This window comes from Desulfitobacterium sp. LBE (assembly GCF_007830365.1).
Taxonomy (GTDB): Bacteria; Bacillota; Desulfitobacteriia; order Desulfitobacteriales; family Desulfitobacteriaceae; genus Desulfitobacterium; species Desulfitobacterium hafniense.
Window position 1 is genome coordinate 3,154,283 of record NZ_VLKD01000001.1, and the last position, 23,669, is coordinate 3,177,951.

The 23,669-nt window shown below is 47.0% G+C and carries 20 protein-coding genes; 5 read left to right on the forward strand and 15 right to left on the reverse strand.

The window, feature by feature from the left end:
• Nucleotides 1–150: 150 nt before the first annotated feature.
• The 14 genes from DESLBE_RS14975 to DESLBE_RS15040 form a co-directional block, all read right to left on the reverse strand.
• Nucleotides 151–720 carry a cyclodeaminase/cyclohydrolase family protein gene (locus DESLBE_RS14975; protein ID WP_345788263.1) on the reverse strand — a complete coding sequence of 190 codons (570 nt, stop codon included), beginning with the start codon at nucleotides 718–720 and terminating at the stop codon, nucleotides 151–153.
• A 196-nt stretch (nucleotides 721–916) separates the two neighbouring features.
• Entirely contained in the window at nucleotides 917–2,326 is a 1,410-nt protein-coding gene (locus tag DESLBE_RS14980) for an aminomethyltransferase family protein (RefSeq protein ID WP_015942688.1), read from the reverse strand.
• Nucleotides 2,327–2,468: 142 nt separating this feature from the next.
• A complete protein-coding gene (locus DESLBE_RS14985) occupies nucleotides 2,469–4,025 on the reverse strand; it encodes a helix-turn-helix domain-containing protein (RefSeq protein ID WP_015942687.1) in 1,557 nt (518 codons plus the stop codon).
• 29 nt (nucleotides 4,026–4,054) lie between these two features.
• Nucleotides 4,055–4,579 carry a GNAT family N-acetyltransferase gene (locus DESLBE_RS14990; RefSeq protein ID WP_015942686.1) on the reverse strand — a complete coding sequence of 175 codons (525 nt, stop codon included), beginning with the start codon at nucleotides 4,577–4,579 and terminating at the stop codon, nucleotides 4,055–4,057.
• A gap of 184 nt (nucleotides 4,580–4,763) precedes the next feature.
• The gene (locus DESLBE_RS14995) at nucleotides 4,764–5,204 is read right to left on the reverse strand and encodes a MarR family winged helix-turn-helix transcriptional regulator (protein WP_015942685.1); all 441 of its coding nucleotides are present in this window, start codon (nucleotides 5,202–5,204) and stop codon (nucleotides 4,764–4,766) included.
• A gap of 350 nt (nucleotides 5,205–5,554) precedes the next feature.
• Nucleotides 5,555–6,193, reverse strand: a complete 639-nt coding sequence (locus DESLBE_RS15000) for a flavodoxin family protein (protein ID WP_015942684.1) — start codon at nucleotides 6,191–6,193, stop codon at nucleotides 5,555–5,557.
• A gap of 30 nt (nucleotides 6,194–6,223) precedes the next feature.
• The gene (locus tag DESLBE_RS15005) at nucleotides 6,224–7,756 is read right to left on the reverse strand and encodes a class I adenylate-forming enzyme family protein (RefSeq protein WP_015942683.1); all 1,533 of its coding nucleotides are present in this window, start codon (nucleotides 7,754–7,756) and stop codon (nucleotides 6,224–6,226) included.
• 25 nt (nucleotides 7,757–7,781) lie between these two features.
• Nucleotides 7,782–8,078 carry a 4Fe-4S dicluster domain-containing protein gene (locus DESLBE_RS15010; protein ID WP_015942682.1) on the reverse strand — a complete coding sequence of 99 codons (297 nt, stop codon included), beginning with the start codon at nucleotides 8,076–8,078 and terminating at the stop codon, nucleotides 7,782–7,784.
• Nucleotides 8,075–9,367 (reverse strand): FAD-dependent oxidoreductase, encoded by a 1,293-nt coding sequence (locus tag DESLBE_RS15015; RefSeq protein ID WP_015942681.1) that lies wholly within the window; start codon nucleotides 9,365–9,367, stop codon nucleotides 8,075–8,077. The genes DESLBE_RS15010 and DESLBE_RS15015 overlap by 4 nt, the downstream gene beginning before the upstream one ends.
• A 76-nt stretch (nucleotides 9,368–9,443) precedes the next feature.
• A complete protein-coding gene (locus DESLBE_RS15020) occupies nucleotides 9,444–10,337 on the reverse strand; it encodes an FAD-binding protein (protein ID WP_015942680.1) in 894 nt (297 codons plus the stop codon).
• A gap of 18 nt (nucleotides 10,338–10,355) precedes the next feature.
• Nucleotides 10,356–11,126 carry an electron transfer flavoprotein gene (locus tag DESLBE_RS15025; RefSeq protein ID WP_015942679.1) on the reverse strand — a complete coding sequence of 257 codons (771 nt, stop codon included), beginning with the start codon at nucleotides 11,124–11,126 and terminating at the stop codon, nucleotides 10,356–10,358.
• Between the two features lie 42 nt (nucleotides 11,127–11,168).
• The gene (locus tag DESLBE_RS15030) at nucleotides 11,169–12,320 is read right to left on the reverse strand and encodes an acyl-CoA dehydrogenase (RefSeq protein ID WP_015942678.1); all 1,152 of its coding nucleotides are present in this window, start codon (nucleotides 12,318–12,320) and stop codon (nucleotides 11,169–11,171) included.
• Nucleotides 12,321–12,415: 95 nt separating this feature from the next.
• On the reverse strand, nucleotides 12,416–13,483 hold the full coding sequence (locus DESLBE_RS15035) for a CoA transferase (RefSeq protein WP_015942677.1): 1,068 nt from the start codon (nucleotides 13,481–13,483) through the stop codon (nucleotides 12,416–12,418).
• 23 nt (nucleotides 13,484–13,506) lie between these two features.
• A complete protein-coding gene (locus DESLBE_RS15040; protein WP_015942676.1) occupies nucleotides 13,507–14,787 on the reverse strand; it encodes an MFS transporter in 1,281 nt (426 codons plus the stop codon).
• A 692-nt stretch (nucleotides 14,788–15,479) separates the two neighbouring features.
• Between DESLBE_RS15040 and DESLBE_RS15045 the strand changes: the two genes are divergently transcribed.
• Entirely contained in the window at nucleotides 15,480–16,700 is a 1,221-nt protein-coding gene (locus DESLBE_RS15045; RefSeq protein WP_015942675.1) for a CoA transferase, read from the forward strand.
• A gap of 94 nt (nucleotides 16,701–16,794) precedes the next feature.
• On the opposite strand, the gene DESLBE_RS15050 is transcribed toward DESLBE_RS15045, so the two are convergent.
• A complete protein-coding gene (locus DESLBE_RS15050) occupies nucleotides 16,795–18,768 on the reverse strand; it encodes a sigma 54-interacting transcriptional regulator (RefSeq protein WP_015942674.1) in 1,974 nt (657 codons plus the stop codon).
• A gap of 414 nt (nucleotides 18,769–19,182) precedes the next feature.
• Here DESLBE_RS15050 and DESLBE_RS15055 point away from each other — a divergent pair, with 414 nt between their 5' ends.
• From DESLBE_RS15055 to DESLBE_RS15075, 4 genes are all read left to right on the forward strand, one after another.
• A complete protein-coding gene (locus tag DESLBE_RS15055; RefSeq protein WP_015942673.1) occupies nucleotides 19,183–20,451 on the forward strand; it encodes an MFS transporter in 1,269 nt (422 codons plus the stop codon).
• 380 nt (nucleotides 20,452–20,831) lie between these two features.
• Nucleotides 20,832–21,902: a nitrilase-related carbon-nitrogen hydrolase gene (locus tag DESLBE_RS15065; protein ID WP_015942672.1), complete on the forward strand. Its 1,071-nt coding sequence runs from the start codon at nucleotides 20,832–20,834 to the stop codon at nucleotides 21,900–21,902.
• Between the two features lie 158 nt (nucleotides 21,903–22,060).
• Nucleotides 22,061–22,747, forward strand: coding sequence for a Crp/Fnr family transcriptional regulator (locus DESLBE_RS15070; protein ID WP_015942671.1), 687 nt, complete (start codon nucleotides 22,061–22,063; stop codon nucleotides 22,745–22,747).
• Nucleotides 22,748–22,913: 166 nt separating this feature from the next.
• On the forward strand, nucleotides 22,914–23,666 hold the full coding sequence (locus DESLBE_RS15075; RefSeq protein WP_015942670.1) for an aspartate/glutamate racemase family protein: 753 nt from the start codon (nucleotides 22,914–22,916) through the stop codon (nucleotides 23,664–23,666).
• The last annotated feature ends 3 nt before the right edge of the window (nucleotides 23,667–23,669 follow it).

The window sequence follows — 23,669 nt, forward strand, 5'->3', positions numbered from 1 at the left end:
CTCTTTTCCGAAAATCAGAATTTCCTGTTATAAATTATATGCAATTAAGAATGGAATTACAAGTTATCCTTCTCACGGTACAAGAAAAAGCGCCTCCTCCATCGTAAGCGCTTTAAGTCATCGTTTCATTCCTCTCTACCCTTTGCCCTCTTATCCAAATTGCTCCAAAACCTCTTCGATTTTTTCGGTGAACTCCTTATCCCTGATATACATAAGGTTTGATTTTATATGATAGAGCAGAGACTTCAAGGCCGCCTCCGCCAACATATAGGCTTGGGCAGAATCCGTAATATAGCTGTCGCCAATATGGTGGTGCTGCATTTTGATCAACTGCATCATTGCCCAGATGTCTTCCGCCAGCTTAATAGGTACGATTACAGCTTTCTTATAGCTTTCCTGGATTTTTTCATCCCTTATTTTACGATTCTCGGCACTATCCGCTGCCAGCTTATAAGCACTTAACACTTCTGAAAATACTTTGGCATCCTCATCAATAGCATCGGTAAATTTCACCCTGTAACTATGGAATACTTCTGCCATCCCTTTCAGTTCTTTAGCCAGTGCCCCATCCTCCATTTTATCAGCCGTCAATCTGGAGGCCATTTCCGCCAGCGCCGCAGCGGATGCGGCATTTAACGCGGCAACGCTTCCCCCTGCAGGTGTAGACGGCAGCGACGCAACTTTTTCCAAAAAAACATGTATGGTTTCGTCAAAAAGAATACTCTCACCCCATCTCTAGTTTAAATTCACCACTTCATAGCTCTATGGTATTTTTTCCAACTCTGGTTTCCCTACACCTGGATTGCTCACGAAAATTTTTCCAGTCCTTAAGCTGAACCAAACGAGGCGGTACGACTGTCTGATGACGCAAAAACCCGGTCCCATTCGGAACCGGGTTCAAATAATTTGCCGTAATCTATTTATGACGAGGGATTTCCTCCACATCCTTATTCTCGTTTCTGACGAAATCTCCATTATAGGGGAATCTGGCGACCTTGACGCGGATATTCATCTGCCGGGTCCCTGGAGTACCCCAAATCAGAGTCAGTTCTGTACCCCCTTTGGCATAGGCCGGATCAATGAAACCCAGAGAAATCATGCTGTTGTAGTGATAAGAAACGATTCGGCCGGAGCTGATGCCGATATCTTTACCGTTGTAGAGAACACGGTCGGCACGATAAGCCATCTCGCCTCTGAAAGTATTGCTTGTGAACACCCCTTCCGATTCAGCCCCTATGCTTTCGCAGGCTTCTTCGCCGGGCTTGAACTGGGTTGCAAATACCGCGCCTACGTCATCACCATTCCATTCCAGGGTTACAGCAGTACGGGGAGGGTTCTTGGCAATCTCCTCCAGGGCTTTACGGCCTCTGAACTCATGGTTGAATTTGACCAGGAACCCCCAGCCCACATCATAAGGAGTCACAAAACGGGCTTGCAGTTCCTCACCCACGCTTCCTACCAACTTGCGATTGAGATTATACATAGAATATTGAGGATTGGCCAGCATATACTTGGCCATATCCTCCCCTGATTCAAACCAGGGAAGAGGATAATGAAGATGGATATTGGGGAACCCGGCTTCCGTATGATTAAACAGGTTATAGGCATGCATTCCTAACTTCCGGGCGCCAAACTTCTGACCGCTGTTCCAGACTTTACGGTATACTTCGTCGAACTCAGCCATGGGGCCATGGATTTCATAGGCAAGGTTTCCCGACATGCCGAGACGGATAATTTCCACTTCTTTTCCGTCCATGCTCGCCTTGCGGTGGGTGGCAAACTTGATATCATGGAGATCCGCTGCAAAAGCATCCTCCAGAATTTCCAAAGATCTTTCACCGGCAATCTGGATGAAGTATTCAGTGCCGCTCAGATCTTCACCGGCCACATTCATCCCACTGGTTTTCAGAAAATAATCAATCGGGGGATTCAGCCAATAGGTACGGTATCTGTCTTCACCAATCCGAATCACAACCCCATCCGTTAAAACCTGGCCTTGATCATTGCAGATGACCGCATGCCTTAATCCTTTAGTGGTCAAATTGGTAAAGTCATTCACACAGATCGAGTTTAAGAACTTAACCGCATCCGGTCCAACCACGTCGTAAATCGGACTGATCATCAGTGTTGTGCCAATCCAGGCACTCTTTCTGTAACCATCGATTTCATATTCGACGCCTCCAAATTCGTAAGGTACAAGAAGGCCGGGCGCCATCTGGAACAGCAAGGTCGCTGTTTCCAGGGCCGGGCTGAACTGATGATAAATGGCGGGGCTCTCATTGCCGGTAACCACTTGAAATTGTGCTCTTTGGTTGTCTGAACTCATGTTAAGTACCCCCTTTTTCACACTTCATTGTTTTTTAGCGTTTTCTGCTTATCTCTAACTATAGATAGCAACAAGGCTCCAAACAATGTGCCGGCGGTACTAAAACAAGGATTGCAATTTGTCCTCCCGGTACAATCCCCCATCAGTCAGGAGCTTTCTCTTCCAATCCATTCAGATATTCCAGGATCAGACAGGATAAGATCCCCTGCAGGCGGATCAGCGGCGAATTTAAATCCAGGCCGCTGATCTGCTCAATTTTGCCTAGACGGTAAACCAGCGTATTGCGATGGATATGCAGCTCCTGAGAAGCCGCAAGCAGGCTTTTTTCCTGCAGCAGGTAAACCTTCAGGGTTTGCAGCAAGCTGCTGTTATTCTGCTGATCATGCTCGGCGATCCGCAGCACCGAATCGTGGCATAAGGAGCGTAGATTAAAAATACGGCTGCCTTCACTGAAGAGATGTTCCAGCATCATATCCTCATAGAAGTAAAGAGCTTCCTTAGGATATTTCCAACTGCCGATTTCCAGGGCTGCATTGGCAAGCTTGTATTCCTCACCCAGCATGTCAAAATCATGAAAGGTTTTGCTGACGCCGCAAGCGGCGTTTTCATTTTTAAGATGTTTTTTCAGTTCAGCAAAACGACGTTTGTCTGCTTCCGTATCCCTGGCGCAGCGGATAACCAGGATCAGCACCTCATTCAGATCCAGAGAGACATAGTGGGGGAAAATGCTTTCATAGATTTTTCTGTTATGACCGGCGGTGCCGTCCGCCAGTTCCGCGGCAGTCAAGGGGATTTTCAGAAGCCGGTAATCCTCTTGGTCGGTCCAGCCGATGTGGGCAAAATTAGTTTTCAGGATAGCCCCATCAATTTTTTGGCCATGGAGCAGATTGCTGATATTGCTGCGAATCGCAAACAGGTAACGGGAGGATGCCTTGTGCTGTTTCCTGACCTCTGCGGTCAGCAGCTTTGCCACATGGTCGACAAGACCTGCCTGCAGGGGACTCAGGGGTGTGTACGCCTCGCTGACGGTAAAGGTGGCAATCCTCACTTCCTGATCAAAATAGTTGGCGCAGATGATCTTGGAATAGTTTTCGCCTACATTGACAAATTCCGCTTTTCGGGAGGTATTGAGGAGGTTGGTCAGCTTTTTTCGCTTCATAAGCAAGAGCAGTTCTGAACTTGATCGTCCCGATTCTATAGTCTCTTGCCAGGCCCGATCTGTCTCCGGGTGGGCAAAATTATCGCAGGTTGCGACTAAACATAGCGCGGCATCGGTGATAAAGGTCGGATTAGCAAAGAATTTTGCACAGATATTCAGCAAAACATTCAAGGGCTCTTTGCATAAAACGGCCTCCAGCAATTCAGATTCCAAACGGTTGTAATGCTGGAAAATATCCTGAAGCCTTTCAAAGACCTCATTCAATTCAACTTCGGAGTCCAGAATCAGGGCCTTCACCCCATGCTTCTCCAGCCACCGGTCTGTGGTTTCATCCCTGCCGATACATACAACATAGGAAGGAGGCCTTATCAGCGCTTGCAACTTATCCCACGCACCAATGTACACAGACTCAGACAGAAATGTTTCCTGCCTGTCTATAAATCGTACATCCCCGATCCCTAACCCGTGAACCTCTGAATCATAAAGCCTTGGGGCATAATCAGCTAAATGATAAGCAAATACCGCTAAATTAAGCTTCATAGTTCACCGCCCTTCTTCATCACAACAGCTCAGTTGCTTTGCTGTTGAGCCTTAACGCAATAAACCAAGTGGGGCATATCCACGCCCCGGTAGTGCTTAACCATCTCATCGATGCAGGTCATGCCATTCCGTTTGGCCACATTTTGGGAAGGAGTATTGCTGTCACGGATGATTGAATAAACTTCCTGGGCCTTAAGTTCGTTAAAAGCGTATTTTTTACAGGCGATAGCCGCCTCAGTGGCATAGCCGTAGTGCCAGCTCTCCTTCTGGAACAGATAACCCACTTCCAGAACTTGACCACCCTTATACCCCTGCATCGTCAAGCCGCACTGGCCGACCATTTCTCCGCTTTCCTTCAAAACAACTGCCCAGAGACCAAACCCGTCTTTACGGCAACGCTCGATCTGCCTGTCCAACCATACTTGAGCCTCAATCAGGCTGAAGGCTCCCTCATAAGCATACATCACTTCATCATCCTGAAGAATCTTGCAAAGCGCCGGGAAATCCTCCTGGGTCATTTCCCTTAAAATCAATCTTGCCGTTTCTAAAATCATAGGGCGTTTAACCTTTTCTTTTTTTAATTTAAATTTAGTTGTTCTTTAATGCAAATCGACAAACGTTAACTATACGTCATCCTAATTATACTCCCAATATACATGGAAGTTAGTAGAAGTTAGTAAAGGAAGTCATTGATTTTCTAAAAATCCTGCCCTGACAGTATTCGATAAAACGTTAGGTTCAGGAAAGATTTTCGATGACTTTATCAAGCACGCGGATACAAGTTTCTATTTCTTGAAGGGCAATGCCCTCGGTAACTTCTCTGTTTGTTTTTTTACCCATGGACATGAGCGTCTCTCTCATATCTCTGCCGTTTTCCGTTAGGAAGATCAAGTTGGTACGACGGTCGCTGGGGTGTCGGGTGCGGAACACCAGATTAAACTTTTCCATCGTGTTAACAATTCGGGAAACACTGGGCTCATCTTTCCCAGTGGACTCGGCTAAGCTGGTCTGAGTCTGCCCATCTTCTTGGTAAAGATAAAGAAGGATCTTCCATTGTTCCGCATTGATCTTAATATCACTCTCGCGAAAGTTTCTTACCAACTTATGAGTAATCAGGCGGGCAGACTTATTAAGCTTATGTCCAAGAGAACCACTGGTATATTCATAAAAAGACGTCATACGTCTCAACCTCACTTTCTACCATCATAGAGGCAATTACCAATTTATTGAGTATACTCAATCGTGGCGGCGACAATCATAGAATTGGGCCTCGAAGATTTCTTAATTGCACCAATGGCCCGATGCTTCTGTTTCCTTTGTTTTCTTTGATGCAGAGAGCAGTCAGTGGCCCATCTGCCTTGTTCCTGATCAACAAGCTAGGCAAAAAGAACGCAGGTTTGATCGCTTGCTAAAAAGGTTTTTTATCCTGGCATGCAAGCTAAAAGAGCTTCTATAAGAATACCCGTCAGGGCCTTGTGAACCATGACGGGTATTCTTACTCTATATCCAAGCAATAAGCATGTCTTAGACTACGTCATTTTAGATGCGCCACTCAGCTGTTGGATCAATGCCACCATATTTCTTCCCAGCTGTCTGGATGTTGCCTGGACTAATTCATCATCTGCCCCACTGCGCCGCCAGACCGCCTTATCTTCCTTGAATCCCGACATCATAGCTCCCACCACACCAATGGTAAAAATCCCGGTATTAGGATTGCGGGCATCCACGATATGCAGCCCATGAGCCTGCAAAAAACCTTCCATGATCTTTAACGTGGCTTCTTGCCCGCCATGAAGTAGACCGGCGTTTGTCACTGCGGCTCCTGCCTTTCCGGCCAGTAAATTTCTCGTTATATGCAAATAGCGGCTGCGGTCCATAAAGTTTTTCATTAAAGCAGTAACATTGCTCCAATAAACCGGTGAGCCAAGCAAAATGCCATCTGCTTCTAATAGCTTATGCTCCACCATAGCCATATCATCACCGGCAACGGAACAGCGGGATTGCTTGAGGCAGACGTTGCAGGCGATGCAGAGCTTTATATCCAAATCAGCTAACTCCAGCAGTTCTGTAGAGCAGCCCAGTCTCTCCGTTTCCTCCAGCACTAACTTAAGCAGTGCTGCCGTGTTTTTTCCCTTACGGTGGCTGCCGTTTATCCCCAATATTTTCATTCCTGACCTCCTTACCTCTCCTCAGGGAGGCTATAGGGAAACTGCCATCTTCCCCAATTCTCTCTTGTCGATCTTTCCGTTGCTGAGTTTAGGCAGCTGCTCTACTAGAAGGACCCGATCCGGCACCTTGTACTTGGCTATCTTCCCTTTGGCATATTCGCGCAAAAGGGCGGCTGTCTGTTGGGAGTGGCTTTTTAATTGGATAAAAGCAACCGTTTGTTCTCCCAAATCCTGATGGGGGAGGCCTATGACACATGCTTCCATGACCTCAGGATGGTTATAATAGACTTCTTCTATCTCCCGGGGATAGATATTATATCCTCCGCGGATGATAACCTCCTTCTTTCTGCCCACGATTGTGATATAGCCGCGTTCATCTATCCTGGCCAGGTCTCCGGTGTGCAGCCAGCCCTCCGCATCCAATACTTTCCGGGTTTGAGCAGGCAGCTGATAATATCCCTTCATTGCGCCATATCCTTTGCAGCAAAGTTCCCCCACTTCTCCCGGTTCTGCCGTCCTCCCGCTCTCGTGAACGGCCCTCACCTGTATCCCCTCATAAGGCTTCCCCACCGTCTTCAATCTATCTTCTATAGTATCACTTAAGGTTGTCATTGAAACCCCTACAAATTCGGTAAGTCCATAGGCAACCATAAGGTTAAACTTAAATATGTCCGTGATTTTCTTCAGCACCTCTTCGCTGCAGATTGCACCTGCTGCAACGCCTGTTCTCAAGGACTGGAGGTTGACTTCATGTCCTTTATAGTCTTCCAGCTCCCGAATAAACATGGTGGGCACGCCATGGTGGACGGTGATCTGTTCCTGTTCAATGAGCTTCAGGGCTTCCTTGGCCCTAAACCTTTCCATGATCACGATTTTGGCGCCAACATACAAGGGCACCACCATTCCTGTCACAATGCCAAACAAGTGTGTGCAGGGGAGGGGTACCAGGAATACATCCCTATGGGAACTCTCTAAACGTATGCCGATGCTTATGGCCGTTTGCATGATACTCCTGTCGGTTAGTTCCACACCTTTGGGAGCACCTGTTGTCCCGGAAGTAAAGATAATGGTGCACATAACCTCGTCTTGCCTTTTTCCCGGGAGCTTTTGCTCTCGGTTTTTTTCCCCTAAGGCCAATAATTCCGAATACCCCATTGCTTTTTTATCTTCAAAACGCACCGCAATTATTTTACAGCATCCAGCCTCTGCTTCCAGCCACCTCAGTTGATCATGGCCGGAAACAAATGCCAGTTTAGGCTGAATCATTTGACAGCGTTGACTGATTTCCTTTGCTGTTAAAGAAACTCCGCAGGGAACCAGGACCGCCTCCATTTTGGCCAATGCAAAAAATAGAACAATAAATTCATGCCAGTTAGGCAGAATGGCCAGTACCTTATCCCCTGCCTGAATGTTTAAACAAGCTAGAGCCTTTGCCAGCTGTCCGGCCTCTCTTTTCAGCTCCCCATAGCTCATGCGCCTCAGTCCATCATAGACTGCCTCTTTGTCCGGTGTTTTCCCGCCCCAGTAATCCAACAGACCCTCGAAGGTTTGCCTCATATCCATTGTCCTTATCTCCTTCGCCAAGGGATTACCCGAATCTGAATTCTATCCCCAGCGTTCCCTGGGGAAGCTCCCATTTTTCTATAATGGTCTTGCCGCACAACACCCGACAAGTTCCGCATTCTAAGCATCCCGCATAGTCAAATTGGGGATTTCCTTTTTCGTCGATCTTATATAACCCTGCCGGGCAGGCGATCACCAGTTTCTGATATTCCTTCATGTCCAGGTTGTCTTCTTTTAAAACGATATGGGCATTTTCTTCATCCACATGAAATTTATTGATGCCCAGTTTGTGATCGACGTTGACGTTATTCTTGATGATCATAGGGAACGCACTCCTTTCCAGCAGTCCTTGGCAATGTTCAGCAGTCCGATTTCCCTGATATTTTTCATCATCATTTTCATAAGGGGTTGGGGTGGATTGTCGGTCACCACAAATAGGTCTTTCATGATATCTGCCGCCAGCCTGGGATAGCCATCAAAAATCCTGGGGGTTTCCTCAAGGAAATGAGGAAAATTCCTGTATTGTTTCAGATCCTTCATGACGAAGCTTTCATCCAAGAAAAGCTGATAGCACTGAAGAGAACTCTCACTGAAATCCTGGGCTTCTTTGGCTTTCAGCACTGCTTTGGCCGCACATTCCGCAGAACCCACCGCAAAGTCCATCCCCCGCACAGCGTAGCCTAAGTTAATACAGAATCCGGCCGCATCTCCCACAACAAGGACACCATGGCCAATGATCTTGGGCACCATGGTCAGTCCCCCTTCGGGAACCAGGTGGCCGGAATACTCCACCATCTTGCCGCCTTTGATTAACGGTTCGATGGAGGGATGGGCTTTAAAATCCTCCAGCATTTGCGGAAGGGTTTTGTTGGCTTTGATCAACTCGCTTAAAGTACTGACCACCCCTAGTGAAATGCTTTCTTTGTTAGTATAAATGAATCCCCCGCCAACTTTCCCTGCCGAAGGGGTCCCGGCAAACAGCCAAGAGGTTCCCTCCCCTTTTTTGCAGTTGAAGCGGTCTTCAATGGTCTGTGCCGGTAATTCAATGATTTCTTTGGCCCCTACGGCAACCTGGTTAGGCTGCAGCTCATCTCGGAAACCTAATTTCTGAGCCAGCAGAGAGTTTACCCCATCGGCTAAAATCGTCACATTGGCTTCCAGTTCATCCTCACCGGCAATGATTCCGCAGACCTTTCCTTCTCTAAGGATCAAATCATCGACACGGATACCGGGGATGATCTGAACCCCCGCCTCTTCCGCTTTAGTGGCCAGCCACTGGTCAAAAACGCCTCTTAAGACGGAATAGGAATCACGGCCTTGTTCTCCCAGTTTGGTGGAACTGAAATCAAGGGTGACATTGCTTTCTTCTGTCATCAGGCTGATTTTTTCACGGGTAATTTTACGTTCTACCGGCGCTTCCTGGGCAAAGTTGGGCATGATCTTTTCCAGGCTATGGCTGTAAATGCGTCCGCCGGTTACATTCTTGCTGCCGGAGTAATTCCCCCGCTCGACCAGCATGACTTCCAGACCTTCCTTGGCCAGCAGATATGCGGTCACAGTACCGGCTATCCCGCCACCGACCACAATGGCATCAAATCGATCATCAGACATTTCTATAACTCCTCCTCTGGTGTAGGAACGAAGGGGAAATATCTTATATTTCCCCCTCGTCCCAGGCAGCTTTTCTTTACTTTAACTGCTCGATCAAAGCTGGGACGACCTTGTATAAATCTCCGACAATCCCATAGTCAGCCTGGGCAAAAATTGCTGCATTCTTATCCTTATTGATGGCTATCACGACCTTGGATCTGTTCATACCTACCGTATGCTGGACCTGCCCGGAGATACCGACGGCTACATAGACCTCAGGGGCAAGCATTAAGCCGGATACACCGATATAGGTTTCCTTAGGCAACCACTTTTCCGCTTCGGCAATGGGACGGGAGCACCCTACTTCGGAATGGATAACGGCTGCCAGCTCCCTGATCATGCCCAGATCCTCTTCTTTGGCAATTCCTCGTCCTACTCCGATGACCCGTTTCGCACTGGCCAGATCCACGCTGGATTTTTCCTTTTTCGCCCTGCTCACCACTTGGATTCTATGGCTCGGTTGAACAAAGGGGAAGACTTCCTGCTCTCCTTTTCCGCCTTCATCGGCTCCTGACAACACTCCGGGTCCCACCATGACAATGGCCAGACTGGTAGCGGCTTTTTCTTTGCGTATGGCTGCCCCCCCATATACCAGATGCTTGCCTACGCCGTCTTCCGTAAGGTCGATCAAATCCGTCATGACACTGGTGCCTGCCATGGCGGCAAGTCTGCCCGCCATGAGCTTGCATCTTTTGGTAGGCTCAACCAGCAGCAATTGGGGCTGTTCTTGATGCAAAAGGGCGGCAACCGTCTCCGTATAGTCCTCGAACATAGCCCCTTCTTGTGCTGGAATGGACCAGATTTTGTCTGCGACTGCACTATCCTTATCGTTACCGATGACGATGACTTCCACCTGTTCCCCATAGGGACGGGCACCTGCAGTCAGTTCCAAGCGGGCCTTGCGGCTCTCTGCCAATACAAATACTTTCATTTCTTTTTCCACCTGCCCCTACTTCAATATTTCCCGTATTTTAGCAACGAACTCTTTAATACTTTCATCGGAATCCCCTTGGACAATATCCTGCTTGCGATCGGTTTGTTCCGGTGCCTTGGTCTCGATGACTTCAATGGTCCCCTTGACAGCCCCGACACCTGCATCCCCTGCTTTCCAGATGGTGGCCTGCTTTTTGCCGGCGGCCAGAATCTGCTTCATGCTGGGAATCCTCGGCAGGTTGATATCTGAGGTTACAGACACGACTGCCGGTAAGGCAATTTCCAGGTTTTCAACTTCGTTTTCCAACGTGCGTTCGACGATGGCTTTATCACCTTCTAAGGTAAGCTTGCTGACGCTATTGATGGTGGGCAGGTTGAGAAGCTGTCCCAGTTGGGGACCCACTTGCTGGGCGTAGAGATCGGCGGAGCCTTCACCACAAAGGATCAGACCATAGTCCCCAATTTTTGCGATCAGCCCTTTTAAGGCATTGGCGGTCTGATAGGTATCCAGATTGTCCAATTGATCATCGGCGATCATGAAGATGCTTTCCGGCCCCCGGGACAGAACATTCTTCTTTAATTTGGAATCATCGATCTTGGCTGCACCTACACTGACGCCGATCAGGCTGGCACCATGGGCTTCTGCCAGCTGGATACCGGCTTCAATACAATTCAAGTCGTAAGCGCTGATCGCCAGGGGAGCCTTTTCAAAAGATATCTCCCGGTTGGGTTTTATGGTGATATCCTGTTCTTCAGGCACCACTTTAAAGCATGCAATAATGTTCATATTTACACCTCAATGTCTATTCTCGTTATGGCCTTCGGGAGATTATTTCGCGTATTTCTTGACGATTTCTCTGCCGGCAATGTGAACCATAATTTCATTGGTACCGCCTGCGAATTCCCAGCCTCTGGCATCCTGCCAAGCTCTGGAAACCCGGGTTTCCGTGGTATAGCCCAGTCCCCCGAAGATTTGCATTGCTTCATAGCATACTTCCGTTGCCGTCATGCAAATATAACGCTTGGCTAAAGCGGAGTCCAGCTTAATTGAAATACCGTTGTCGGCTTTCCAGGCCGCTTCATAGAGCATATTGCGCATGTTTTTTATTTTGATTTCCATGTCCGTCAATTTTTGTTGAATCAGCTGGAAGCTGCCGATGGTTTTGCCAAACTGCATTCTTTGCCCGGCATAGGCGGCGGCATCATCCATAGCGGCTTGGGCTAAACCTAAAGAGAAGGAGGAAATCAACAGCCGTTCTACTTCAAGGTTTTTCATCAGCTGCATAAACCCTTCCCCTTTTTTGCCCACTAAGCAGCTTTCATCGCAAACTACATTATCCAGATACATTTCAGCGAAGACAGTGGTTGTCTGGCCAATTTTATGCAGGGGTGCGAATTTAATGCCAGGGGTATCGCTGGGGACAAGATACATGGAGATCGCCTTATTGGTTAAGTCGGAATTGTCTTCTTTGGCAAATACCAGGGCGTAAGGTGCCACTCCTCCATGGGTAATCCAGGTTTTGCTGCCATTGAGAATCACTTTTCCATCTTTATGAACGGCGGTAGTCGTCATTCTCATATTGTCCGATCCTGCCTGAGGTTCAGAAATAGCCAGCAGGAAAGCCGGGCTGCCGGTTTCTTTGGTAATATCCATGGTCAGTTTGATTTGCTCCGGAGTCCCGAACTCGACCACGTCATACATATTCAAGATATTAGACAAGAGGGGAATCGTCGCGCAGGTTTGATGAACCACTTCTTCTGACACCAGCATGAGGGTGGTGACATCGGCCGGTGTGCCCCCATGTTCTTCGGGAATGCCCAGAAAACCAAAGCCTGCTTCGATGAAGGCTTTATTGAATTTCTCGGATACGGCATGGTTTTCATACCAGGTTTTCACATCGGCTTCCGTAACTTCTCTGGCGATCAATTCACACAGGCTCTCCAGCAAGAGCTCTTGTTCTTCACTCATTCTAAAATCCATTTCACTCTCTCCTTTTGTTTCACATGACTATCATTCAGCAAAATTAACCTTAAGGTTACTCTCACTATAAATGGCTCCTTGATGATCGGATTATCTTAGCTGTGTTCTCCCAATTTGGGGTAAGGTGCGGCAAAGTCCAAGAAAGATTTCCCTTGCCTGTAGTGGGTAGCCACATAGTCCATCCCCCATTTATGCTCAATAAAGTTTCTTTCTTTGACGAATTGCTGTTCCTTAAGTTCACTGACTGCCAGGACAGGAGCCAGGCAGCAGTCCACTTGCCGAGAGAACTCCGCCCATTCTTTGAAGGTTTTGCTCTTAAAGACCTTTACCATTTCCTGATAATAGGGATTACCGGCTTCGGGTGCGGTTCCTTGCCAAGGGAGCAGCTCCATTCTGTCCACTCCCTGGCAGAAGTTCTTCCAGAATTTCTCTTCCAGGGCACCCAGAGTCATATAGCGTCCGTCTTTGGTCTCATAGATAGAGTAGGCAATACCGTGATCATTGATCCCGTGTTCTTCTCCGGTAACGGAGTAGTGAGATACATGAATGCCTAATAAGGCCATCATTGATTCTGTGATCGAAACATCCAGATACACGCCCTTGCCTGTTCTTTCCCGCTGCACCAGACCAGCCAGTATTTCTTCACTGGACACTACGCCGCCAAGCAGGTCGGCTAAAGCCAGCTTGGGCTTGATCGGTCTGCCCTCTTCATCTGTCAGCTGGGCCAGCACACCGCTGTAAGCCATATAGTTTAAGTCATGGCCTCCCAGTGATGAAATAGAGGTATTCTGACCAAAGCCTGATAAAGATAAATAGACGAGAGAAGGATTGATCCTGAGCATAGTTTCATAATCGATTCCCAGTCTTTTCGCCACGCCGGGGCGGAAGCTTTCAATCACAACATCCGCATCAGCTATTAATTCGGCAACCTTTTGGTAGTCTTCTTTCTGTTTCAGGTCAAGAACAACGCTCTTCTTCCCACGGCTTTGGGAGCGGAAAACACATCCCTCTTCTCCATTAATGGTGTCGAACATGGTTCTGGCCGGGTCTCCCGCCCTATCCTCGATCTTGATAACCTCTGCTCCCCGTTCCGCTAAGCGCAAAGTTGCAACCGGTCCGGGAAAGTAACGAGTGAAATCGATGATTTTTATTCCTGACAGCAAGATTAATCCTCCTCTCTTAATGATTACTGATTAGCCTTTGCCGCTTGCTCTGCAGTCAAATGAGGAAGCTTCTTGCCTCCGTTCATGACATAGTTGCCGGCGGCTAAGGAGACGGCCATGAGCACAGCGGAAGTGATAAAGACATAAGCATAGCTGTTGGTGGCATCGACGATGAACCCCCATGCTGAAGAACCGATAGTGGAGCTGAAGGACAGGGCCATGGATATATTACTGATGATTTTTCCGTAATCTCTGCTGCCAAACGCTTCCTTAATCACCATGGGGATCACGACGCTATTGACGGCGTTGGCCCAGGCATAGAGGAAAGCCCCTCCCATAATAAACAAAGGGTTGACAGGTCCCAGGAAGTAAAGAATCAGGATCCCGGCGATCGAGCCCACCTGACCGATAAATAATGCTCCCCGTACATTTTTATCGGCAACGGCACCAAGAATGAATTTGCCGATCATATTACCAAACATGCTGGCAGAAGCGGCCGTAGCACCTACGGTCAGAGCAAGCCCCAGAGAAGTGGAATATACGGGAATATAGAAATTTATATTGGTAACAAAAGCATTGCAGAAAGCGAACAAAAGAGCTACATAAAAGACTACGGTTTTAATAACAAACGCCCTGGATACCCCCGTCAGGCCAGCTGTTGTGGCAGCAACGGTTTCCCCTGTATCCCCGTAGGGCTTCAAACCCATATCGCTTGGGTAGTTGCGGATTAAGAAGGCGCAGGGCAGACCGATGACCAGGGTGGTGATGGCATAAATCAAATAGCCTTGCTGCCAGCCGGAATTGGTAATAGTCTGTCCGGCAATCGGGTTGAAGATGATAGCGCCTACACCGGTAAAAGCAGAAGCGATGCCAATAAAGGTACCGGCGCTCTTTTTAAACCAACGGGGAATCATGGTCGGCGCCAAAAGATAAAGAACGAAGGCCTGGCAGAAACCCATCATCCCACCGGCAATGTAGAAGGTGTAGACTGAGGTTGCCTGGGACATGAGGAGGAAGGCTGCCGCATTAATCACCACAATAGCCATCAGAATTTTACGGGCACTGTATTTGGAATACCAAGAACCGGCAAAGGTAAGGGTTATGGTACAAACGGCCAATAAGATAGACATATAAAGAGCGAAGGTTCCTTTGCCCACACCCAGGGCACTACTAACCGGACCATAAAATACACCTGCTGCATTAAAGGTCAAAGCTGCGACTGTTCCCAAAATTCCGCAACAAGCTATGGCGATCACGAAGGCATAGTGGAATCCACCGGATTTATTGGGGGTGGCTGTACTCATTGTTATTCTCCCTTCAAAATTAAAATCGAACGTCTTTTGGGGTTAACGATCTTTTTCACTTATTGGTATTGTGATCACCTCTCTTATCTTGCTTCTGAAATGCTTCTGAAATATTTGCCTGGTGCCCCTTTACTATGGATGCTTTTCCCACCTCTCCTTTCCTTTGCTTTGCTCTCTTACCACACCCCTTAACAAATGCAACTTTTATGCCAAGTATTAAAACCGCCCCTAATTGGCCCTTACCTATATGGTTGTGAGGGAAGTGTCAAGAATTGTATCGTTCTGTGTCATGTATAATAGATCACAAACAAACGCCACCCCCCGGCCCGGTTGTCTTCTGACCTGCTCCCCCTTACTTCTGCCTGAAAGCAAGGATGATGCTTCCCTCCCTCGCTGCCTCTGGCAGCTGATGAGGAGCAAGCTCTTCAGGGCGTTTAAGCCGCTTATTGTAGCTATTCTCCGTTGTGAAACAAAATCGTACAGTTTTAGGCAGGCCAGAAAAGGGATTGATCTGGAATGACTGGATAAACACGGCAAAAAGCCAAAGTCCTTAACCGCTGGGACTTTGGCATGGTAATTGCTTATATATAGAGCAGATCGGTCTGTGTTCTGCATAGCCAAACGCTGTGAGAACCCTGTGCAAGCGTTCAGTTCAGACCATGATCAATAATTATTTTAATGGAGGTTATGTCATGAAAAGTTCAGAAATTCCAAAGTTTGGACCCTTATCCGGAGTCAAGGTCATCAGCTGCGGATTGTCTGTTGCCGGCCCTTTTGCCGCTGCTATGATGGCCGACTTTGGTGCAGATGTAATTTTTGTCGAAAGTCCTATCGTAAAAGACCAATTCAGAACCACCGATTCACTGTCCTATCTGAACAAGGATCGCCGTAATCACAGAGCCATCGTCCTGGATGTGGTCAAACCTGAAGGAAAAGAGATCTTCTTAAGCTTACTCAAAGACGCCGATATTTTTATTGAAAACTCCAAGGCCGGTACCTGGGATAAAAGAGGTTTGGGTGACGAAGAGCTTTGGAAAGTTAATCCAAAGCTTGTCATTACTCATATCTCCGGATACGGTCAAACCGGTGAACCCGAATATCTCAGCAGAGGGTCCTATGATTCCATCGGCCAAGCTTTCAGCGGTTTTATGAATATGAACGGCGAACCCGATGGGCTTCCCGCTCCGGCGCCGGCCTATATGGGGGATTATGTTGCCGGCCTGACTGGTTCTTGGGCAACTCTGGCTGCCTATATTAACGCCCAAAAGACCGGCGTAGGTGAAAGCATTGACTGCGCACAATTTGAAGCCTTGCTGATGATCCAAGCCGGGTTCCCCAGCGACTGGATCAACTACAAGATTGAACGGAAACGTTCCGGTGCTTCCAGTCCTACTTTTGCCGGATGTCAACCCTATAAATGCCAAGACGGCTATGTCTATACCTTCTTCCTCAGTACCCTTACTCTGCAAAAAGGATTGCCCCTCCTGGGCCTTGAATTCGGCTCACCGGATTTCCCATCGGATAAATACGCTGTCTTCAAAGGAACCCCCGGGGCTGAGCTGCTGCACCAGCGACTTGAAGAGTTTTGTGCCGTGAGGACCGTTATGGAAGCTGAAAAAGAGCTTAACGCCCATGGCATCGTCTCCAGTGCCATCATAACTTACCAAACGATGTATGATCATCCTCATTATAAAGCCCGGGGCGTATTCCAGGAATACGATGCCTTTGAAGGGGGCAAATTCATTGCCCCGGCCATCGCTCCCCGCTTGAAAAACAATCCTGGCAAAGTGTGGCGGGCAGCGCCCAGTTACGGAAAAGACAATGAAGATGTTCTTGAAGAGCTTGGCTATAGCTCAGAGCAGATCAAGGATTTCTATGCCAAGAATATTCTCAAGCAAGATCCCACTTGTTAATCGATCCTTTCCTGACGTTAAAAGCATCCCAGACCCTGCGGGGCTCCTGGGATGCTTTATTTCAATCACGCCGATTACCTGAGCTTTGCCAGGCTTAGAGCAGGTTATAGCTCTTCAGTTTTCTATATAAGGTACTTCTGGATATTCCTATCTCTTCTGCCACTGCTGATTTGTTGCCATTGAATTTTATCATCAAAGCCAGCATCTTCTTCTTTTCCTCAAACTCATAGACGCTTTCATGGCCCAAGGAGCCTTCCCGATCATCAAACATCTTTTCTTCTTTCTCAAAAAAGTACCTGGGTAAATGCTCAAGCTCCAGAGTTTTGCCCATAGCGTTGTTGATGCCGCACTCAATAGTATTTCTTAATTCCCGTAAATTCCCTTCCCAGGAATGATTAATTAAAAAAGCCATGGTCTCAGGAGCCACTTCTCTGACCTTTTTATCTAAGAATCTATTAAAGTAATCCAGATAATAATCAACAATAATCGGAATGTCCGTAATGCGTTCTCGCAGAGGCGGCAGATGAATATGGAGTACATTGATTCTATAATATAAATCCAAGCGGAAGGAACCATCCTTCACCATCTTATGGAGATTTCTGTTGGTGGCGCAGATTAGCCTGACATCCACAGGTGTTGCAATATTGCTGCCGATCCGGTTGACCCTCCGTTCTTCCAGTACCCTCAGTAAAATTGTCTGGATATGGAGGGGCATTTCCCCAATCTCATCCAAAAATATGGTCCCTGTATTGGCATACTCAAACTTACCCATGGAACCGCCTTTTCTGGCTCCTGTAAAAGCACCTTCCACATAGCCAAACAGCTCACTGGCAATTAACTCTGTAGGGATAGCCGCACAATTAATAGAAACGAAGGGACCCTCCCGTCTGGGGCTGGCCTTGTGGATGGCCTGGGCAAATAACTCTTTACCGGTTCCGCTTTCTCCGGAAAGAATGACATTACTGCTGCTGCAGGCCGCATTCATAGCCCTTTGTTTTGCTTCTTGCAACGCCCCAGACTCTCCGATGATCTGATCAAAGGTATAGTAAGCCTGGTTGGAGATTTTACTCATTCTTTGGCGAAAGGTTTTATTGTCCATTAAGATAATGATCAAGCCGGTAATTTTTTTATCGCTTTCGATAGGCTTTACATCCATTTGCACAAACTGCATATGGGGGGGCAGCTTGGATAATTGAATTTCCTCCGAAGTGATAGTTTTACCCGTTTCCAGACAGGAGAGGATTCTTTGCATCTCGGGCAATACCTCGGTCAATTCTTTATCCTTCAATTCAGCTTTCTCCACATTGACCCATTTGGAGAACTTCTGATTGGCATCCACAATCTTGCCAAAGGAGTCAATGAAAATAACCGCTTCATTTCTTGCCTCAGATAACTGATTAAACAATTCACTTTTCAAATCCGATTCCAGGCTGTTCCTATAGCACCTGATGGTGCTTTCCCGGGCCTTGTTAAAGAGCCGGAAATATGAAAGCAGCCCATCGGTAAATGCTTCCTTGGGTACGATGATAAAGGCATAGGAGTGACCGTAAAAATCTTCCTGATAATAGGTATAAGTGGCATAGGGAGTAAGCAAATCCAAATAATGTTCATGCCCAATGACCCAGGATTCTTCATGGGGTTTATCCACCAATGAAAAAGCAGTGGTTCCTATATACTCTTCTGAGAGACAGGTGCCAATGCCAATATTATGCTGGTTCAACTGCCTGAGGAAATCCTGGTTTCCCCTTTGGGAAAAAACAATAGCGTTTCTTTGGTACACCCAAAACAAGGCCCCCTGACACTCCTGGAGCAACTGATAAAGCAATTTAGTGATATCAGGCAGAATATCGTCTCTCAAAAAAGACATAATCGGATTGGGAAGCTTTTCACCTTCGGAAATAGTCGGCAGGGTTTTGATCACCGTTGTCTTGGCATCAAGCCGGCGCTCTCTGCATTTCTCCCATGAAGCGAGCACTTCCTCCCTTACCCCTGTGGAGGGGCATTTCCCTTCTGCTAAAAAGGTAACCCTGTTTGTCATGACTTCTGTTTCATCATAATTCTTTAACATCAATATTCACATCCTCTCTTTGCTCTCTGTGTCATTTGTGTTGCAAGTGATTAATATCGTTCGCACACTATGGCACATTTTGATACAGATACTGTGAATCCATAAAACCAAAGCCGGACAAGTCTTGATAAAAATAGCACAATATAAATTGGCATGGATGTTGCATCCTATATCGAGAGGTAACAGATAATTGATTACAAGCAAGATTACTTTTGAAGGAGGTTCATGCCCAGTTAATTCTATTAATCCATCCGCAAGGGAGGTGTAAAAAAACAGCCTGGTTAGTTTGGCTTGTTATATGTGACCATATTAACTAATTTATAACCATTATGCAAATGATTTATTATTATTTTAATATCCAACAAAAATCTTATAAAATTTTACAAAAATCTTGAATTTTTAGAGGTGTTCACTATGAATGCAGCATCTAATCGTCTCCATCACGCCTTCCTAATCGTTGTTGCCTGCTGTGCCATGAGCCTGACCTGCTCCATCACTTGGAATACAGCCGGAATATTTTTCGTACCCATTCTGCAAGAGCTTGGGGTCCCCAGAGGTTCTCTGGCTCTATACTTAACGATTGTTTCTTTTTCGGCCATGCTTTTTCTTCCTGCAGCCGGTCAGTTACTGGTTAAGTTTAACGCACGGAAGCTTTTATCTGTTTTTGTTTTAATCAATGCTGTTGCTGTGGGAGCCATGTCTACCTATACCAGTGTTTTTCATTTCTATATCGGGGCAGTTTTTCTTGGCGTCTCACAGGCGTTTTTTCTATATATTGCCACACCGACCATGATCACCCGGTGGTTTAAAGCCCGGACTGGCTTTTTCACCGGCTTATGCATGGCTTTCACCGGGATTGGGGCCATTATCTTTAATCCTATTGGCGGCTATATCATTGCCACTCTGGGCTGGCGCTCCGCTTACTTAGCCTTTGGCCTCTTTATTGGGGTGGTTGTTTTTCCGCTGGTAGCCCTGCTCATCCGTAATGACCCCCGGGACATGGGATTATTGCCTTATGGTGAAAAAAGCTCTGCTGAAGCTTCAGGGAATGGCCCGGAAGGAAAGTACGCCCCAGTGATCACCGGTGTGCCGGTCTCGGTGGCGGTTAAATCTTCCGCTTTTTATGTTCTCCTGCTTTTCTTGGCTTCTGTGGCTCTCTTCACAGACATCAATGTCTATTATCCCTCTATCGTTACCTCACTGGGCCAAGGTGCAGTAGTTGCTTCTACGGTGGGTTCTGCCAGCATGTTCGGTGCCTTGGTAGGAAAGGTGGTCTTAGGGTGGATCAATGATAAGAGTGTCGTTGGCGGGATTCTATTCTCCGGAATCTCCGGAGTGGCCGGCGTGGCGATGATTACATTTATCGGCACCCATAACGCCACTTTTTTCCTGATCGGGGCTTTCCTCTATGGCTTTGGCTTCGCTCAGGCCACAGTTCAATCACCGGTCCTAACCCGGAAAATCTTCGGTGATCGCTATTTTACTCAAGTCTACTCTATCGTAATGATGTTCTATGCCGCAGCTTCGGCTATCGGTCAGTCTCTATACGGATACATCGCGGATTTTAATGGCGGCTCTTACATCATCCCCTTGCTCATGGTCATGGGACTGGCTGCCGCATTCACTATTTTTGGCATCACAGCCTATTCTTTACGAAAGAGCATCGCCTTTGACAACCAATAGATGAGCATTTAGGTCTTCGTGGCATCACAGGATACATAAAGGCATCGTCACTATACAACTCCAAGTATCCTTCTGTTGCCATAAGTTTGCTGTCGAAGGTGATGCGGATATAGTTGGCCGGAACAATAAAAGCATACCATCGGTACTGTACGATGTTTTGGGCCGGTACATCTGCTCACTCATAAAACGGTACAGCTGTTGGGCAAGAGGGAGTTGCATCTTGCCCAAGGATGTATAGTCCCCTGTCGTCAACCCCGATACTTGATCTCTCATGCAATGGACGAAAAAAGAAAATTTAGACAACTGTTACTATTGTAACATACATAGATAAAACCCTTGTGCTAATCTAAATCCAAGAAGTGTACAAGGAGGTAATATCAATGATTGAGCAATATATGGCCTTAGCCATCCAGCCTACCATGCGCGGTGCAGAAAAAAGGGAGGATATCAAACGGAATATTGCCCATATCTCGGATGTCATCGATGCCGCAGTATGGTTAAGCGGAATTGAAATGCCGGTAAGGCTCATTACTATTCCCGAGGGTGCTCTGCAAGGATTTACCGATGAATTATTCGATTGGGATCACCAATACTATGTCGATCATATGGCTATTGATATTCCTGGTGAAGAGACTGAACTCCTTGGCAAAAAGGCCAAGGAATACAATGCCTACCTGATAGCTCAAGCCAAAGTAAAGCACCCTGAGTTTCCCGGCCGCTTCTTTAATTCAGCTTTTTTGATTGATCCGAAAGGCGAAGTCATTCTGCAAAGTTACAAAATGCAGGTTTTCTGTCAGGAGCATTCCACCGTTCCTCATGATGTATGGGATAAATGGATAGAGCTTTATGGCTATAAATTAGATTCTTTCTACTCCGTAGCCGACACGGAAATCGGCAGAATCGGCCTCCTGGTCTGCCAGGAAGGAGATTACCACGAACCGGCCCGGGGACTTGCCATGAATGGTGCGGAAATCATCTATCGATCCAGCGCTCCTGAACCGGCTGTAGCCAATGGCTGGTGGGAACTTCAAAACAGAGCCCGGGCTTTGGATAATACCTGCTATGTGGTAGCACCTAATGTCGCCACCTATTATCCCTCCCAAGCAGCCGAGCTGTCTGTTGACACCTTTGGCGGCCAATCCATGATCGTCAATCACCATGGGGAGGTAATTTCCAACCATAAGTATGGTTCAGGCAGCTCCTATGCCGGAGCGATTATCGATGTTGAATCCCTGAGAGAATACCGCGAACGCTCCCTCTTCGGCAACTGGATGAAAGACCTGCGTACAGAGCAATTCAAACTCATCTACGAAGAGCCCCTCTTTGCCAAGAATCTTTGCCTGGATCGCGCGCCCCTCAAACACAAAGACACCCACGAAATTTACCGTCAGCATGTCAGACAATTAATCGAACGCGGCATTTGGGTTGAATCTGCCCGGTCTAAAAAGTAATCGACGCCGTCACATTATAAAACCAGAAGCCTAAAGGAGGATAGCTTCGGGGCAAATCCCGGAACTCTCCTCCCTTTATATTTTTTCAGAAAATCAACCTTCTGCTTCCTATTATTATTGTACAATATCATTGTAACGCAATGATTGGGGGTACGATCATGAGCTGCATCATTCCAAATATCTATTCTCAGCCAACGGATACAAACCTATGGAATATTCTCTTAAGCAGCGGGATACCAAGGCATTATCAAAAAGGAGAATTTGTCTTCGAGAAGGATCAACCCAGCAACGGACTTATTTGCCTAAAGAAAGGCAAAGTTAAAGTCTCCAGCTTTTTCTCCGAGGGAAGTGAAAAAATCTTCGGCATCCTTGTCGCCCCCGCACTGTTCGGGGAAACAGAAACCCTGGACCAAGGCCCGCGCATGGTTTCCGCAACCGCTCTGACCCATGTTGAAATCGTTGCCATTTCCGGGAATAAGACGAAGGAGCTTATCTATACCTATCCGGACATTGCTTTATCGATTATTCAATCCATCGGAGTTAAATTAAGATGGACAACCTTGCAGGCTGAAGATTTATCCACGCAAAAAATCGAGTACCGGCTGGCAAGATTATTGCTGGATTTCAAACACTATGGTATCTTCACCAGTAAAAACAACGATAACTGCCTGATGATTACCCATGAAGAGCTGGCCCACTTTATTGGCACAGCTCGTTCCAAGGTAACGACTTATCTTAACGAATTTGCCCATAAAGGCCTTATCCGGCTTAGACGAGGAGAAATAAGAATTCTGGATACTGCAGGGCTCAACAAGTATAAATATACCCATAAGAGCCAGGCATAACCTAAAAGCTTAAAGAAAATATTCAGAAACGTCAAAAACAAAAAAGGATTTCGAAAAGAAACGGCGAAAACATTATATCAAATATTGTCGACAAGCGACTGTCGTACGTCGGTCCATCTATATGTCGGCACTGCAACCCGCTAGTTATAAATGGAGGGATACTCACATGCAAAAAACTATGTTTGATCCTGCGGAACAAAAGAAGATTGGGATGCTGACCCCATCTTCCAACACAGCCCTGGAGCCTATCTGCTCAAAAATGGTTTCCGGTTTGGAGAATCTTGTCACGATGCACTATTCACGTTTAGAGGTGACAAAGATTTCTTTGGAAAAAGACGCCTTATCTCAGTTTGATCTCGATCCTTTTCTGCGTGCCTCAGAATTTCTCGCTCATGCCGATGTGGACGCCATTGCCTGGAACGGAACCTCAGGTGGTTGGACGGGCTTCGATTTCGACAGGATGGTATGTGAGAAAATTACCGAAGCAACGGGGATCCCGGCAACCACCTCCATGCTGGCTATGCTGGAAGCCTTCGAGGAAAACAAGGTCAAGACTCTCCACATGGTTACACCCTATATCCCGGCCATCGATGAGCTCATCGCTAAACAGTTTGAGGAAAAATGCGGTTACCAAGTTATTAATTCCCGCGGCTTGAATCAAACCGTCAACCGTTCCTTCAGTTTAGTCACGCCGGAACAAATTGATGGAATGTGTAAAGAAGTCAGCGTTGATCCCGCTGATGGGATCAGCATCATTTGCACGAATTTAAGATCCACCTGGCAGATTGAACAACTGGAAAGAGATTATGGCATTACCGTCTACGATAGTACCGCAGTCACTATCTGGAAAACCTTAAAAATGGTCGGCGTCGATCCCGGTGTCGTTAAAGGCTGGGGTAGATTATTCACGGGGAAATAACCG